Below are 15,580 nucleotides of genomic sequence, written 5' to 3' on the forward strand. Positions count from 1 at the left end.
GACTGTTTTGGTCCGCGCTGTGGTACGGCACAACCCGGGGGACGCGCAACGTGGCGCAGTCCACAGTGAGCCGTGGCAGAACTGCCTGTCGCGGCGGCGATCGGCCGCGAGAATAGGAAGCCCGCGGGCGTGTCGTGCCGCGCGGCGAGCCCGCTCGTTCTTGATGACGAGCACCGGCGTGCCGCGGTGCGGCGTCCCGGGCGAAGGGCCGAAGGAGCACTGACGATGGGCGAGGGGTACGCATGACTGACACCGGCCAGATCCCGGGCGAGGGACTGCCGGAGAACGCAGGCATGGTGGAGCAGCCGGGCGTCCCCGCCCCGGACGCGCACACCTTCCTCGACCCCTCCGAGCACAGCCCCGAGGACGACGACCTCCTGCTGATGCCGACCTCCCAGGGCGCCTGGAGCGACCAGCAGGCCGCCCCCGCCCCCGCGCAGGGCCAGCCTTTCGCGCAGACCGCGACGGCGCAGCCGCCCGTGGCCGAACACGGCCCGGTCCCGGCCCAGCCGCAGGTCTCCGCGCAGCAGGTCCAGACGGCCCCCGCCGTGGAGACGCCCAGCACGCACGAGACCGGTGGCCGCGATTCCGGCTCCGTCGACCTCAACGGCGTACGCATCCCGGCGCCCGCCCCCGCACCGGTGGGCGCGCCCGCCGCCGCTCCCGCCCGCAGGCCCCTGCACCGGGGTCCGGCCGCCGCCGACCCCCCGTCGTACGGCGCTGGTACGCAGGGGGCGTCGTGCGCTCCTGGCCGACCGGGGCCCGCCGGGGCCACCCGGACCGCCCCGCCCGCCCGCCACGCGGGCCCGCCGGCGAACGGCCCCGAGTACCTCGACACCCCGGCCGAGGACCCCTCGGCCCTGCCGGGCCCGCAGCTGGGAGAGATCCCGCCGCAGGCCGGCGCCCCGTGGGGGGCGCAGCCGGAGCAGCCCGTCGCGGAGCCTGTGGCTCCCGCGCCGGAGACCCCCGGGCAGACGGCCCCCGCGCCGGTTCCGCAGCCGGAGCAGGCGGTCACGGCCGGACAGCCGGTGGCGGAGCCCGCGGTCGCCCAGCAGGCCGAGCAGCCGGTGCAGGCGGCTGAACCGGTCCAGCCGGCTCAGCCGACGGACCAGGCGGCCGTGCCCGCCCCCGAGGAGGTCCCGGCGGCCCCGGTCGAGCAGTCGGCCCAGCCGGTACAGCCCGCTCCCGGTGCGCAGCCCGAGCCGGCCCCGCAGGCCGTCCCGGCAGAAACGGTCGTTCCCGAGCCGGTCGCGGAGGTGATGCCGTCCGCAGGGCCGGTCCACGTGCCGGAGCCCGAGGCGGCGCAGCCGCAGCCCCCGGCCGCACCGGCGGAAGCCCCCGTCCAGGCCCCGGCCGACGGAGTGACCGCACAGGAGACGCCGGAGCCCGGGGAACCGCTGGAGGCACAGAGCGGTGCCGTGGTGACCCCTGAGGCCCCGACGCCCGCCGCGCCCGCGGAAGCCGCCGCCCCGGAACCCCAGGCCCCCGTACAGGAACCGCCCGTCGTCGAGCCGGTGGTCCAGCCGGAGTCCGCTGCCCAGCCGGAGCAGGTGGCCCAGCCCGCGCCGACGGTGCAGCCCGAGCCGGTGGCCCAGCCGGAGCCCGCGCTGCGGCCCGAGCGGGAGGCCCAGCCGGAGCCCGCGGCGCAGCCCGAGGAGGTGGCCCAGCCCGAGCCGGAGCAGCCTGTCGAGCCCGCTCCGGCCGTGGCGGTGGCCGAGAGCCCGCAGGCGGTGGCGGCCCCGGAGACCGCCGTGGCGGAGGAGCAGCCGGTTGCGCCGGCCGCCCCCGAGCCCGTGCAGCCCGAGCAGGAGACCGTCGCGGAGGCCCCGTCGAGCAGCCCGCCGAGGCGGCCGGGCCCGTGGCCGACGCAACGGCCGGGGGCGACGCGCCGGAGCAGGAAGCGGCCCCGGCCGCCGCCCCCGAGGCCGAGCCGGTCGTGGCAGCGGCGGAGCCCGAGGCGGCCCACGCGGTCACGCCCGACGCCGAGGACGGCACCGGCCCCGAGGTCATCGAGACGCCGGAACTCCTGCCGGAGCCGCAGGCGACCGAAGGGCAGCCCGGGGAGTCCCAGCCGGAGCCCGTGGAGCCGCAGTCCCCCGCACCGGCCGAGGCGCCGCAGCAGCCGGTGACGCCGCCGCTGCCCGGGGAACGGGGTGAGGCGCTGGAGCCGGTGGAGGCCGCCGAGCAGCCGGACACCCCGCCCGCCCCCGGCTACGACGACCCCGAGCGCGAAGCGGTGCTGCGGGTCATGCGGGAACGCCGGGACATCCGCAACGGCTTCCGCAGCGACCCGATTCCGCACGAGGTCCTGCTCCGGGTGCTGGAGGCGGCGCACACCGCGCCGAGCGTCGGCCACTCGCAGCCGTGGGACTTCGTCGTCATCCGCTCCGCGGAGACCCGCCGCTCCATGCACGAACTGGCCCAGAGCCAGCGCGACGCCTACGCCAAGTCGCTGCCCAAGGGCCGGGCGAAGCAGTTCAAGGAACTGAAGATCGAGGCGATCCTCGACACCCCGGTCAACATCGTCGTCACCGCCGACCCCACCCGCGGCGGCCGCCACACCCTCGGCCGGCACACCCAGCCGCAGATGGCGCCGTACTCCTCGGCCCTCGCCGTCGAGAACCTGTGGCTCGCCGCCCGCGCCGAGGGCCTGGGCGTCGGCTGGGTCAGCTTCTTCGACGAGCGGGAGATGGTCCGCGCGCTGGGCCTGCCCGAACACCTGGAGGTCGTGGCCTACCTCTGCGTCGGTTACGTCGACGAGTTCCCCGAGGAACCCGAGCTGATGCAGGCGGGCTGGTCGAAGCGCCGCCCCCTGTCCTGGGTCGTCCACGAGGAGACGTACGGGCGCCGCGCGCTGCCCGGCGCCGAGCCGCACGATCTGCTCCAGGAGACGATCTCCGCGATCCGCCCGCTGGACGCGAAGGCGCTCGGCGAGGCGTGGGAGCGCCAGAAGCGGATGACGAAGCCCGCCGGGGCGCTCGGCATGCTGGAGATCATCTCCGCGCAGCTGTCCGGCCTCTCCCGGATGTGCCCGCCGCCGGTCCCGGAGCCCGCGGCCGTCGCGATCTTCGCCGGTGACCACGGGGTGCACGCCCAGGGGGTCACCGCCTGGCCGCAGGAGGTAACCGCCCAGATGGTGGCGAACTTCCTCGGCGGCGGAGCCGTCTGCAACGCCTTCGCCGCCCAGGTCGGCGCGGAGGTCTGCGTCGTGGACGTCGGAGTGGCGACGGACCTGCCCGCCACCCCCGGTCTGCTGCCCCGCAAGGTGCGCCCGGGTACGGCCGACTTCACGACGGGCCCCGCGCTCACCCGCGAAGAGGTCCTGGCCGCGATCGAGGTCGGCATCGAGACCGCCCGGGACCTGGTGGCGGCGGGCAACAAGGCGCTGCTCACCGGCGAGATGGGCATCGCGAACACCACGGCGTCGGCTGCGCTGATCTGCCTCTACACGGGCATCGACGCGGCCGAGGTGACCGGCCGGGGGACCGGCATCAACGACGAGATGCACGCCCGCAAGGTCGACGTCGTACGCCGCGCCCTCGACCTCCACCAGCCTGACCCGGCCGACCCGATCGGCGTGCTCGCGGCAGTGGGCGGCCTGGAGCACGCGGCGATGGCGGGCTTCCTCCTCGGCGGAGCCTCCCTGCGTACGCCGGTGATCCTGGACGGCGTGAGCGCGGGGGCCGCCGCCCTGGTCGCCCGCGCCATCGCCCCCGAGTCGCTGGCCGCCTGCATCGCGGGCCACCGCAGTGCGGAGCCCGGCCACGTCGCCGCGCTCAACAAGCTGGGCCTGCGCCCCCTGGTCGACCTCGACCTCCGGCTGGGCGAGGGCACCGGCGCGCTGCTGGCGCTGCCGATCGTGCAGAGCGCGGCGCGGGCGATGCACGAGGTGGCGACCTTCGACTCGGCGGGCGTGACGGAGAAGTAGAACGCCTTCCGGCGCAGCCGCCCCCGGCGCTTCGCCGCAGCCCCTCCGGGACCCGCTCCGGCTCCTGCGGCCCCCGCTCCTCCAGCCCCTCCGGCGCCGGAAGAGCGGGGGCCGGGGCGCAAGGCCGGTTTCGGGACGGGGCGGGGCAGGGGAGAAGGGGCCCCGCGCACCCCCACCCCGTATCGTGTTCCCACCCGCACCCCGCTTTCCGCACGTCACAGCCGCTTCACCGCCGCAGCGGCACGCAACGCAGCACCCGCATGAGGAGCCGTACCGCCATGGCCGAGCACGCAGACCACGCCGACCGCTCAGGTCACGCCGACCGCACCGACCGACCCGCGTACCCCGTGGGCCTGCGCCTGTACGGCCGCCGCGTCGTCGTCATCGGCGGCGGACAGGTCGCCCAGCGCCGGCTGCCGCAGCTCATCGCCACCGGGGCCGTCATCACCCTGATCTCCCCCTCCGCGACGCCCTCCGTCGAGGCGATGGCGGACGCCGGGGAGATCCGCTGGGAGCGCCGCCGCTACCAGGACGGTGACCTCGCCGACACCTGGTACGCCCTCGTCGCCTCCTCCGACCTCGCGGCCAACGACGCCGCCTCCGCCGAGGCCGAGCGCACCCGCACCTGGTGCGTCCGGTCCGACGACGCCGAGGCCGCCACCGCCTGGACCCCCGCCACCGGCCGCATCGAGAACATCACCGTCGCCGTCCTCAACACCACCCCCCAGGGCCGCGACCCCCGGCACTCCGCCGCCCTGCGCGACGTCATCGTCGAAGGCCTGCGCGACGGCACCCTCGCGGCCCCGCACCACCGCACCCGCACTCCCGGCGTCGCGCTCGTCGGCGGCGGCCCCGGCAACCCGGATCTGATCACCGTCCGGGGCCGCCGCCTCCTCGCCCAGGCCGACGTGGTCATCGCCGACCGCCTCGGCCCCCGCGACCTGCTCGACGAGCTCCCGCCGCACGTCGAGGTGATCGACGCGGCGAAGATCCCGTACGGCCGGTTCATGGCTCAGGAGGCGATCAACCAGGCGCTCATCGAGCACGCCAAGGCGGGCAAGTCCGTGGTCCGGCTCAAGGGCGGCGACCCGTTCGTCTTCGGCCGCGGTATGGAGGAGGCCCAGGCACTGGCCGCCGAAGGCATCCCCTGCACGGTCGTCCCCGGCATCTCCAGCACCATCTCCGTCCCCGGCGCGGCCGGCATCCCGGTCACCCACCGGGGCGTCGCCCACGAGTTCACCGTGGTCAGCGGGCACGTCGCGCCGGAGGACCCGCGTTCGCTGGTCGACTGGGCGGCCATCGCGCGACTGCGCGGCACCCTCGTCCTGCTGATGGCCGTCGACAAGATCGGCGCCATCGCCGCCGCCCTGATAGCCCACGGCAAGGACCCGGCCACTCCGGTCGCCCTTGTCCAGGAGGGCACCACCGCTGCCCAGCGCCGGGTCGACGCCACCCTCGCGGACGTCGGCGAGCGAGCCGTCGCCGAGGAGGTGCGCCCGCCCGCCGTGATCGTCATCGGCGATGTCGTCGCGGTCGGCCCGGACTCGGCACCGGCCCCCGCCCAGGACACGGCCGAATAGGCGAGAGCCCGCACCCGCCCCGTAACCCGCGGTTACGCGGCTCCCTCCCAGGCGTTGGCACCACACACCGGACAAGGCAGTATCACCCTGTGGCAGATCTCATCACCGTCGACGACCCCGACGACCCCCGGCTGAGCGACTACATCGGCCTGACCGACGTCGAGCTGCGACGACGGCGCGAACCCGCCGAAGGGCTCTTCATCGCCGAGGGCGAGAAGGTGATCCGCCGCGCCCGGCAGACCGGGTACGAGATGCGGTCCATGCTGCTCTCGGCCAAGTGGGTCGACGCCATGCGCGACGTCATCGACGAGGTCCCGGCCCCGGTGTACGCGGTCGCTCCCGAGCTGGCCGAACGGGTCACCGGCTACCACGTCCACCGCGGCGCGCTCGCCTCCATGCAGCGCAAGCCGCTGCCCGCCGCCGACGAACTGCTCGCCACCGCCCGCCGGGTCGTGGTCATGGAATCGGTGAACGACCACACCAACATCGGGGCCATCTTCCGCAGCGCGGCGGCCCTGGGCATGGACGCGGTCCTGCTCTCCCCGGACTGCGCCGACCCCCTCTACCGCCGCTCCGTCAAGGTCTCGATGGGCGCGGTCTTCTCCGTCCCCTACGCCCGCCTCGACGCCTGGCCCAAGTCGCTGGAAGCGGTACGGGAGGCCGGCTTCCGGCTCCTCGCCCTCACCCCGGACGCCAAGGCCACCAGCATCGACGACGCGGCCCCGCACCGGTTGGAGCGGGTGGCCCTGATGCTCGGAGCCGAGGGCGACGGGCTGTCCACGCGTGCCCTGATGGCCGCCGACGCGTGGGTCCGCATCCCGATGGCGCACGGCGTCGACTCACTGAACGTGGGCGCCGCCGCAGCGGTCGCTTTCTACGCGGTGGCCACGGGGCGTCCGGAGAGCTGAGCGGGGGTGGTTCCGTCCGGTCGGGGCGTCGGTGTCAGGACGCGGTGGCCACCGGTCGTCCGGAGCTGAGCGGGGGTGGTTCCGCCCGGTCGGGGCGTCGGTGTCAGGACGCGGCGGCCACGGCGCGTTCGGAGAGCTGAGCGAGGATCGTTCCGCCCGGTCGGGGCGTCGGTCTCAGGACGCGGTGGCCACCGGTCGTCCGGAGCGCCGGGCGACGACGGCCTCGCCCCCTCCGGGTGCCGGCCTCAGGACCCGGTGGCCGTCGGGGCGGCGGGTGCGATTCCGGACCGACCGGCGGAACCGTAACCGGCCCCGGAACCGTCCGACGCCGCGCCGGCCCACGGCCGTGCCTGCGACACGCCGCCCGGCCGCTCGCTGCCGCCCAGCCCGCGCGCAGGACCCTGGCAGCCCTGGGCCGCCGCGATGCCCAGCGCCACCAGCAGCGTCACCACGACGAACACCACCAGCCGCTGGCGCAGCAGCCGCGGATTGGCCGGACGCCGACCCGCCGAGGTCGTGCGGCCTCCGGAACGCGTGCTCGGGCGTCCGTTCGTCCCGGCCGGAGACCCCTGCCGCTTCCCCGGCCTGCCACCCGAGCGCGTCGTGTTGCGCGACGCCTGCTGCGAGCGCGAGCCCCCGGTGCGCGGCGGCCCCGAACGCACGGGCGCGCCACGCCTGCCCGGCTGGGGGCGCGAGCCGGACGGGCCCTCCGAACGACGGGTGTGCTGATCGGCGTACGGATCGGCCATCCGTCCCGTCGGACGTTCGGTGTCCGGGGCGGAACGCTGGACGGGCGGCCTGCTCTCGTGCAGCCCCTGCGCCTCGCGCGCCGCGATCTCCTTGAGCCGCATGGACAGTTGCAGCGTGCTGGGCCGCTCCTCCGGATTCTTCGCCAGACAGGCGCTGATCAGCGGGGCCAAGGCGTCGTGCACCCCGCGCAGCTGTGCCTCCTCGTGCACCACGCGGTACAGCATCACCTCGGAACTGCCGTGCCCGAACGGGGAGTCGGCCATCGCCGCGTACGCCAGGGTCGCACCGAGGGAGAACACGTCCGTCGCGGGTGTCACCGCCGCGCCCCGGACCTGCTCGGGCGCCAGGAACCCCGGCGATCCCACCGCCGTACCGACATGGGTGAGCGTGCTCGCCCCGGTCGCCCAGGCGATACCGAAGTCGATGATCCGGGGGCCCTTGGGGGAGAGGAGGATGTTCGACGGCTTCAGGTCCCGGTGGACCACCCCCGCCTCGTGCACCGCCACCAGGCCCTCGGAGAGCGCCGCCCCGATCGAGGCGACCTCGGCGGCGGCCAGGGGGCCTTCCTCGGCGACCTTGTCGTGCAGCGAGGGGCCCGGCACGTACTGCGTGGCGAACCACGGGCGGTCCGCCTCCAGGTCGGCGGCGACCAGCCGGGCCGTGCAGCCGCCGCGGATCCTGCGGGCGGCCGACACCTCGCGCGCGAACCGGGAACGGAACTCCTGGTCCTCGGCCAGGTCGGGCCGGATCACCTTGAGCGCGACCCGCTGGCCGCGCCGGTCGGAGCCGAGGTAGACGACGCCCATGCCGCCCGCGCCGAGCCGCCGGTGCAGCCGGAACGAGCCGACGAGACGCGGGTCCTCGCGCCGGAGCCGCATCATCGCCATCGTCTGCCCATCCCCGCTGCCTGGTCCGCCTGACGGGGCACAGCTTACGTACCCCGCGCCCGGCGTGCTCAGAGGCCGCGCCCTCGCCGGGGTTTCGATTGTCCGTGCCGGGCGGGAGAAGTGAAGAGGGGTCAGTGCGCCGGGGATCCGGGCCCGTCGGCCGGACGGCCACCCCAAACGGCCGACGGGGCAGGGGGATTGGATCACGGTGGGAACGCCGGGTCGCGGCCGCCGCCCAGGTCGCGACCACCGCCCCGGTACGCGGGGTGGAGAGGGACCTGGCGGTCGGGCACGGAACGGCCCACCGCCGGGGGAGCGCGGACGTGAGTGAAGTCACCCTCCGTCACCCTTCCGAGGCTCCGGGCCGGGCCGGCCGGGCACCAGCCGGTTCCCGGAGCCCCTCCGGGATGACCCCACCCTCCGGCCGTCCGTCTCCACCCAGGGGAGTACGCCGACCGACGGCCACTCATCCTCCGGGAGGCCCGGCATTCGGTACGCGGGCATGACGCCCTGTGCCCGCCGCCTGCCTAATGTGGGGATCAAGCGGTGGGCGCAGCACTCGTCCCCCGAGGTCACGCCCGCCGCTTCCCGAACAGGTCAGGAGAGGAACCATGGCGGACACGGCAGCGCGGACGGTGGTCCGTATGCGCGGGCGCAAGGCGTACGCCTTGTCCGGCGCCCGCCCGTCCGGCACCCGTCACCCCTTGGTGGCGACGGCGATGGTCCTTCCTCTGGCGGCCCTGCTGGCGGTCGTCTTCGGCGGCTGGGACGCGGTGGTCACACAGGCGTCGTCCGTGGCGGTGATGCTGGGGCGCTGAGCGGCGCCCGGGGTCCGGAAGAGCGGTCCGGACCCGCACATCCGGCCAACAGCCCCGTGGGGACGGGGGTGCGGCGGACGGCAGCGTTTGTCCGGTCAGCTGGGGAGCTGACCGGGCATCGCGCTGTCCGGGGCCGGATGTCGGTGCCGGATGCTCCCGGCAGGTCCCGCGCGGAGTGTCTTCCGAACCCGGGGCACTCCCTGGCCCCGTGCCCTGCGCCGGGCCGCCGCCCCGCGCACCGCCGCGGCTCGGACCGGCTCGCGCGTTACGCTCACGGCGGGCCCGGTGCCACGGCCGGGGCCGACCGTCGCCGGGGGAGCCGTTGACCACCACCCAGAGCTCAGTCGTCCACGACCTCGGCACGCTCGCGCACCGACTCTCCCACCCCGCGCGGACGCCGTGCGTCTGCGAACCGCCGCAGGTCCTCGCGGACCGGCCCGACGGCACGGTGGTGCGCAGCGGCGCGATCGTCGCGAAGGCCCATGCCGCGGACACCGACCGCGAGGCGCTGGCCGCCCGGGTCGCCCTGGCAGCCGCCCCGCAGCTGGCCGGCATCCTGCTGCCGCCGCTCACCGCCCCGGCGCCCGCCGCGCCCACCGCCCGTCCGGTCACCCTCTGGCCGCTCGGCGCGCCCGTGGACCCCACCGATCCCGGCGCGGCTCCCTGGGCCGATGCCGCCGGTCTGCTCGCCCGCCTCCACCGGACGAAGCCCCCGTTCCCGCTGCCGCCGATGCGCGGTCCGGCCAAGGCGGCCCGGGCGGTCGCCCGGATGCGCGCGGCCCTCGACGAAGGCGGGACCGCCCTTCCCGGTGACGCCGCGTTCCCGCCCCGCCACACGCCTCCGGTTTCCGGCGGGGCGGCCATCGCGCCCGGCGACGTGAATCCTGCGCCCGGCCGCGTGTTCCCCGCTGCCGGGGACATGGCCGCCCTGCCCGGCGTCGGGCCCGCCCTGCCCGGCGACGCGGCGCCCCGGGCCTGCGACGCGGCACCTCTGCCTCGCGATCCGGTCGGCGAGGTCCGCGATCCGGCCGCTCTTGCCGTGCTGGCCGGCTGGCGGGCTCTGCCCGCGTGGGCGCGGGGAGAGGCCCCCGCGCCGAGGGCCGAGGCCCTGTGCCACGGAGACCTGCACCTCGGCCAGCTCGTCCGCCACCCCGCCCCGGGCGGGCCCTGGCTGCTCATCGACATGGACGACGCCGGGATGGGCGACCCCGCCTGGGACCTCGGCCGGCCCGCCGCCTGGTACGCGGCCGGACTTCTGGCCCCCGAGGACTGGTCCACCTTCCTGGACGCCTACCGGTCCGCCGGGGGACCGGCCGTCCCCGCCGACGGCGACCCCTGGCCCGCGCTGGACGTCCCGGCCCGCGCGCTGACGGTGCAGACGGCGGCCGTCGCCCTCGCCAAGTGCGCCGCGGAACAACGGGATCCGGACGAGCACGAACTGCTGATGATCGAATCCTGTGCCCGAATCGCTACGTTGCCGCCCGAGTTGGCCACCGGCCCCGCGTCGTAGGGTGAACGGACCGTGGCCGGGCAGACATTCCGGCGACGGCACAACGAGGGCGAGGAGCCGAGTCGATGATGCAGTGTCCGAAATGTCACGCCCAGATGAACACGTACAACCGCAACGGTGTTCAGATCGAGCAGTGCAACGGTTGCCGGGGGATATTCCTCGACTACGGCGAGCTGGAGTCGCTGACCCGCCTGGAGTCCCAGTGGGTCCAGCAGGCTCCGCCCGCTCCTCCCGCCCCGCAGCAGGCCTACCCGGCCGCTCCTCCCGCCGCCCACGCCCCGGCCTGGGGTGCGCCGCAGTACGGCGGTCACTACGGCCACCGCCGCCAGAAGGGCTTCGGCCGGATGCTGTTCTCCTCCTGAACCGCCATCGGTGGGGCCCGGACTCCGGGCCCCACCGGGCGAGGGAGGCCGTACGACGAAAGAGCCCCCGGCCGTGGATACGACCGGGGGCTCTTGCTGGTGCGCGATACTGGGATTGAACCAGTGACCTCTTCCGTGTCAGGGAAGCGCTCTCCCGCTGAGCTAATCGCGCAGGTGAACCTGCGTTTACCTCGTGTGTACTGCGTGCGCGATACTGGGATTGAACCAGTGACCTCTTCCGTGTCAGGGAAGCGCTCTCCCGCTGAGCTAATCGCGCGGGGATCCTTGCGGACCGGTGATCCTTACGGATCAGTGGACGATACTGGGATTGAACCAGTGACCTCTTCCGTGTCAGGGAAGCGCTCTCCCGCTGAGCTAATCGTCCTTGGAGGTGGAGACGGGATTTGAACCCGTGTAGACGGCTTTGCAGGCCGTTGCCTCGCCTCTCGGCCACTCCACCAGGGGTGGGGGCTCGGGAAGAATCCCCCACCTTCTGCGAGCGGACGACCAGGTTCGAACTGGCGACCTCAACCTTGGCAAGGTTGCGCTCTACCAACTGAGCTACGTCCGCTTGTCTTTCCCGGTCCGCTTGCGCGTCCCGGCGACGTGTTGAACTCTAGCGGATTCCTGGGCCAGTACAAAAACGCGTTTGTGCAGCGTGCTGCGGCGCCCCCGGCCCGGTCCTCGCCCCGGCGCAGGTCACCGCACGCCGTCCTAGACTCGGTCGCGTGTCCGACCTCGCCCCCTTGGCCCGTTTCGACGGCCTCATAGCCTCCGGTCTGCAGGATGTGACCCACGACCCCGCGGCGCTCGACTCGTCCGGGTTCTGGGCGGTATCCGCCGACTTCGAGGGCCGTATCGTCTGCGCCCGCTTCTCCGATGTCCGCAGGGAAGAGGTGCCCCCTCCCGTACCCGGTGCCTGGCGCGGTCCCGCCGCCGGGGACTGGACCTCCTCGCTGGACCGTGACGCCTACACGGCGGGCGTACGGCGGATCCGTGAACACATCGCGGCGGGCGAGGTCTACCAGGCCAACCTCTGCCGGGTGCTGTCCGCGCCGCTCCCCGACGGCGGGGCCGGGGCCGACGTCGACGCCCTGACCTCCCTGCTCGCCCGCGGCAACCCCGCCCCGTACGCGGGCACGATCCGGCTGCCCGGACACGGTGTGGAGATCGCCACCGCCTCTCCGGAGCTCTTTCTCCGGCGCGAGGGGGGAACCGTCGAGTCCGGGCCGATCAAGGGCACCGGCCGGACCGAGGACGATCTGCTGGAGAAGGACCACGCCGAGAACGTGATGATCGTGGACCTGGTCCGCAACGACCTGGGCCGGGTCTGCGCCACCGGCAGTGTGAGCGTGCCCGATCTCTGCGTGGTCGAGAAGCACCCGGGCCTCGTCCATCTCGTCTCCACGGTCCGCGGCCGGCCGGCCGACGGGGCGGGCTGGCCGGAGCTGTTCGCGGCGGCCTTCCCGCCCGGCTCGGTCACCGGCGCGCCGAAGTCCAGCGCGCTGCGGATCATCGCCGAGCTGGAGCGCGGTCCGCGCGGGCCGTACTGCGGGGCGATCGGCTGGGTCGACGCCGACCGGGGCACCGCATCGCTCGCCGTGGGCATACGGACGTTCTGGATCGACCGGACGGGGCCCGCGCCGCTGCTGCGCTTCGGGACCGGAGCCGGTATCACCTGGGGGTCCGACCCGGAGCGCGAGTGGGACGAGACCGAACTCAAGGCCTCCCGGCTGCTCGCTGTAGCGTCGGGGACGTATCCGGAGACAGGAAGGACCGCATGATGAGGATCTGGGTCAACGGCGCACTGCGGGACGCCGGCGACGCCCGGCTCTCGGTGCTCGACCACGGACTGACCGTGGGCGACGGCATCTTCGAGACGGTGCGTACGAGCGAGGGGCGCCCCTTCGCGCTGACCCGGCACCTCGACCGCCTCACGCGGTCCGCACAGGGCCTCGGCCTGCCCGACCCGGACCACGACGAGGTCCGGCACGCCGTCGGGGCGGTCATCGACGCCAACCCCGTCGCCCTGGGACGCCTGCGGATCACCTACACGGGCGGGCTGTCCCCGCTCGGCTCGGACCGGGGCGAGAACGGGACGAGCCTCGTCGTCGCCCTCGACGGGGTGAGCCGCCGCCCGGACAGCACAGCGGTGATCACCGTGCCCTGGACCCGCAACGAACGCGGCGCGCTCGCCGGGCTGAAGACCACCTCGTACGCGGAGAACGTCGTCGCCCTGGCGCGGGCGCGGGCGGCGGGCGCGTCCGAGGCACTGTTCGCCAACACCGCGGACCGGCTCTGCGAGGGCACCGGCTCCAACGTGTTCGTCGTCCTGGGCGGCCGCATCCACACCCCGCCGGTCGCCTCCGGGTGCCTCGCCGGCATCACCCGCGCCCTGACCGTGGAGTGGACCGGGGCCGAGGAGACCGACCTGCCGATGGACGTCCTCGCCGAGGCCGACGAGGTGTTCCTGACCTCGACCCTCCGCGACGTCCAGGCGGTGCACCGGGTCGACGGCCGTGAGCCGACGCCCGGGATCGGCCCGGTGACGGCGAAGGCCATGCGGATCTTCGCCGAGCGGTCGGGCGACGACCTCGACCCGTAAAGCGCGTGACGGGGTGTCGTCCGGGGGATACACACCTCTGATGACGACGACACTCCGGCCGTCCGGGCCGCTTCAGCAGGGCGCCGACGGCGCGCGGGCCCGCCACTACGACGTGTGCGACAACGGGCGGCCCGTCGGCTCCGTCGCGATCAGCACCGACGACGCGTTCGGCCCGACCGCCGGAGTGCTGCGCTCCCTCAGCGTGGAGGAGTCCCGGCGCAGGCGCGGCCGGGGCGTCATCGCGGCGCTCGCCGCCGAGGAGGTGCTGCGGGGGTGGGGCTGTACCCGGGTACGGGTGGAGGTCCCCGCCGACAACGACCCGGCCCGACGCCTCGCGGCCGCCCTCGGCTACACCGAACGCAGCCGCAACATGGCCAAGGACCTCGGTCCCGACGCCGTCCCGCTGCCCGCGGGCCTCACCGCGCGTGACATGAGCGAGGAGGAGTTCGCCGACTGGCGGCAGGGCGCGGTGGGGGCGTACGCCCAGGGCTGGATCGACCGCGGCGTCGAGCCCGGGCAGGCCCGGCTCAAGTCCGAGGCCGACCACGCCGCCCACCTGCCGGACGGACTGGCGACCGAGGGAACGCGCTTCCAGGTCCTGGTGCGGGCCGGAGAGGTCGTCGGCCATGTGTGGGTGGCCCTGCGGGAGCTGGAGCCGGGCGGTGGCACGGGCGGATACGTCTTCGACGTCGAGGTGCGCGAGGAGCACCGGGGGCGGGGCCACGGCCGGGCCCTGATGCTCCTCGCCGAGGACATCACCCGTGCCTGGCGCGCGGACCGGCTCGGCCTGCACGTCTTCGCCTCCAACACCCCGGCCCTGCGGCTGTACGAGTCCCTGGGCTACGTGCCGACGCGGTACAACCTGGCGAAGGCGCTGTAGCGGCCGCTCCCGAGCCGGGGAGCCGGAGCCGGAGCCCGAAAGACTGAGCCGGGAGCCGGGAGCCGGGAGCCGGGAGGGGCCGGGAAGCCGGGCCGGAGCGGGCCGCACGCCCTGCCCCGGCGGTCCGGCTAACGCTCCCGGGCGGCCAGGATCCGGTCGGCGATCTCCTCGATCCGCTCGCGCAGCCCCTCCTGGCTCTTGCCGCCGTCCAGTCGCTCGTCGCCGATCACATAGGTGGGCGTGCCGGTGACGCCGATCGCCTTGCCCTCCGCGTGGTCGGCGTCGACGATCAGCAGATGCCGGCCGTCGATCAGCGCCGTGTCGAACTCCTCCGCGTCCAGGCCCAGTTCGCGGGCCACGTCGAGGAGCACCGGATCGCCCGTGCGGCCGAGGTCGTCGGTCCGGGACAGCAGGGCCTCGATGTACGGCCAGCCCTGGCCCTGCTCCACGGCTTCCTCGGCGGCCTGGGCGGCGGCGAACGCGTGCTTGTGCTTCTCCAGCGGGAAGTGCCGCAGCCGGATCTCGACGCGGTCCCCGTACCGGGCGCGCAGGGCGCGTACATCGTCGAGGGCGCGGTGGCAGTCGGGGCATTCGAGATCGCACCAGAGGTCGAGGACGACCGGCGCCGCAGGAGTGGAATCGCTCATGGGTCCAGTCTTCCAGGCCGGACGAACGCGGCCCAATCCGCTCCGGGCCCCACCCCCTGGGGAGGAGTCCGGCCCTGAAAAGTCCCTGATGTGGACCGCCGCCGTGGCCCCGACGGTGCCCGCCGGTGCAGGATGGAAGGGACGTACCCCCTGCGCCTGGAGGCCGTGATGCTTGCCGAGACCATCTGTTCCGCGGTGTCGGCGGCAGGGCTGGGCATCGCCGCGGTGACCGCCTACCGCAAGCGGTTCCTCGCGGCCACGAGAATCGCCGCCTACTCTCTCGTCCCGGTCGGGCTCGTGCTGACCGGGGTCGTCGAGTGGGTCGCCGGGATCGCCTTCAAGCCCAGTGTCTGGCTCGGCTTCGGGGTGCTCGGGCTCTCCTGGCTGCTGTTCATGACCACCCGCGCCATCGAGCGCCGCAGCGGCACCACCCGTGCGGAACGCAAGGCCGCGCGCGCGGCCGGGCGGAACGAGGCGGTCGCCCCGGGTGCCTCCGCCCCCTCGCTCGGCGCGGGGAGCGGAGCCGGGGCCGCGGCGCAGTCCCCGTCGAAGCCGAAGAAGAAGCAGGAGGCCGTCGCGCCCGGTGACGACTTCAGCGACATCGAGGCGATCCTCAAGAAGCACGGCATCTGAGGCTCCGGGGCCTGGCGGTTCCGGGCGCCCGGAACCGCCAGGCCCGAATGCCTGACGGCAACCCGTACGCCG

The 15,580-nt window shown here is 74.7% G+C and carries 11 protein-coding genes, 5 tRNA genes and 1 pseudogene; 10 read left to right on the top strand and 7 right to left on the bottom strand.

The window, feature by feature from the left end; all coding sequences use genetic code 11:
* Nucleotides 1–242 precede the first annotated feature (242 nt).
* The 3 genes and pseudogenes from cobT to KME66_RS29100 all read left to right on the top strand — a co-directional run bounded on the left by cobT (nt 243) and on the right by KME66_RS29100 (nt 6,416).
* Nucleotides 243–3,928, top strand: a pseudogene (gene cobT, locus KME66_RS29090) (nicotinate-nucleotide--dimethylbenzimidazole phosphoribosyltransferase).
* 278 nt (nt 3,929–4,206) lie between these two features.
* The gene (cobA, locus tag KME66_RS29095) at nt 4,207–5,508 is read left to right on the top strand and encodes a uroporphyrinogen-III C-methyltransferase (RefSeq protein WP_216327703.1); all 1,302 of its coding nucleotides are present in this window, start codon (nt 4,207–4,209) and stop codon (nt 5,506–5,508) included.
* 89 nt (nt 5,509–5,597) lie between these two features.
* Nucleotides 5,598–6,416 (top strand): RNA methyltransferase, encoded by an 819-nt coding sequence (locus tag KME66_RS29100; protein WP_073222334.1) that lies wholly within the window; start codon nt 5,598–5,600, stop codon nt 6,414–6,416.
* Nucleotides 6,417–6,661: 245 nt separating this feature from the next.
* Here the strand turns inward: KME66_RS29100 and KME66_RS29105 are convergent, their stop codons facing one another.
* Nucleotides 6,662–8,053: a serine/threonine-protein kinase gene (locus KME66_RS29105; protein WP_216327718.1), complete on the bottom strand. Its 1,392-nt coding sequence runs from the start codon at nt 8,051–8,053 to the stop codon at nt 6,662–6,664.
* Nucleotides 8,054–8,664: 611 nt separating this feature from the next.
* On the opposite strand from KME66_RS29105, the gene KME66_RS29110 reads away from it, so the two are divergent.
* From KME66_RS29110 to KME66_RS29120, 3 genes are all read left to right on the top strand, one after another.
* Nucleotides 8,665–8,871, top strand: a complete 207-nt coding sequence (locus KME66_RS29110; RefSeq protein ID WP_073222340.1) for a hypothetical protein — start codon at nt 8,665–8,667, stop codon at nt 8,869–8,871.
* A gap of 322 nt (nt 8,872–9,193) precedes the next feature.
* Nucleotides 9,194–10,381 carry an aminoglycoside phosphotransferase family protein gene (locus tag KME66_RS29115; RefSeq protein WP_216327719.1) on the top strand — a complete coding sequence of 396 codons (1,188 nt, stop codon included), beginning with the start codon at nt 9,194–9,196 and terminating at the stop codon, nt 10,379–10,381.
* Nucleotides 10,382–10,446: 65 nt separating this feature from the next.
* On the top strand, nt 10,447–10,743 hold the full coding sequence (locus KME66_RS29120; RefSeq protein ID WP_073222349.1) for a zf-TFIIB domain-containing protein: 297 nt from the start codon (nt 10,447–10,449) through the stop codon (nt 10,741–10,743).
* 97 nt (nt 10,744–10,840) lie between these two features.
* Here KME66_RS29120 and KME66_RS29125 read toward each other — a convergent pair.
* The 5 genes from KME66_RS29125 to KME66_RS29145 form a co-directional block, all read right to left on the bottom strand.
* A tRNA-Val gene (locus KME66_RS29125) sits at nt 10,841–10,915 on the bottom strand.
* A gap of 33 nt (nt 10,916–10,948) precedes the next feature.
* A tRNA-Val gene (locus tag KME66_RS29130) sits at nt 10,949–11,020 on the bottom strand.
* A gap of 36 nt (nt 11,021–11,056) precedes the next feature.
* Nucleotides 11,057–11,128: transfer RNA gene (locus KME66_RS29135), tRNA-Val, on the bottom strand.
* A gap of 1 nt (nt 11,129) precedes the next feature.
* Nucleotides 11,130–11,203: transfer RNA gene (locus tag KME66_RS29140), tRNA-Cys, on the bottom strand.
* A gap of 38 nt (nt 11,204–11,241) precedes the next feature.
* Nucleotides 11,242–11,314 (bottom strand) — tRNA-Gly (locus tag KME66_RS29145).
* A gap of 157 nt (nt 11,315–11,471) precedes the next feature.
* On the opposite strand from KME66_RS29145, the gene KME66_RS29150 reads away from it, so the two are divergent.
* From KME66_RS29150 to KME66_RS29160, 3 genes are read left to right on the top strand one after another with little or no spacing between them, the layout of a single operon-like run.
* On the top strand, nt 11,472–12,527 hold the full coding sequence (locus tag KME66_RS29150; protein WP_216327721.1) for a chorismate-binding protein: 1,056 nt from the start codon (nt 11,472–11,474) through the stop codon (nt 12,525–12,527).
* Entirely contained in the window at nt 12,527–13,348 is an 822-nt protein-coding gene (locus tag KME66_RS29155) for an aminotransferase class IV (protein WP_216329679.1), read from the top strand. Before KME66_RS29150 ends, KME66_RS29155 begins: the two co-directional genes overlap by 1 nt.
* Nucleotides 13,349–13,388: 40 nt before the next feature.
* Nucleotides 13,389–14,228, top strand: a complete 840-nt coding sequence (locus tag KME66_RS29160) for a GNAT family N-acetyltransferase (protein WP_073222356.1) — start codon at nt 13,389–13,391, stop codon at nt 14,226–14,228.
* Nucleotides 14,229–14,356: 128 nt separating this feature from the next.
* On the opposite strand, the gene KME66_RS29165 is transcribed toward KME66_RS29160, so the two are convergent.
* Entirely contained in the window at nt 14,357–14,875 is a 519-nt protein-coding gene (locus tag KME66_RS29165; RefSeq protein WP_216327723.1) for a DsbA family protein, read from the bottom strand.
* A gap of 168 nt (nt 14,876–15,043) precedes the next feature.
* Between KME66_RS29165 and KME66_RS29170 the strand changes: the two genes are divergently transcribed.
* Nucleotides 15,044–15,508 (top strand): hypothetical protein, encoded by a 465-nt coding sequence (locus KME66_RS29170; RefSeq protein ID WP_073222636.1) that lies wholly within the window; start codon nt 15,044–15,046, stop codon nt 15,506–15,508.
* The last annotated feature ends 72 nt before the right edge of the window (nt 15,509–15,580 follow it).

The organism is Streptomyces sp. YPW6 (assembly GCF_018866325.1).
Taxonomy (GTDB): domain Bacteria; phylum Actinomycetota; class Actinomycetes; order Streptomycetales; family Streptomycetaceae; genus Streptomyces.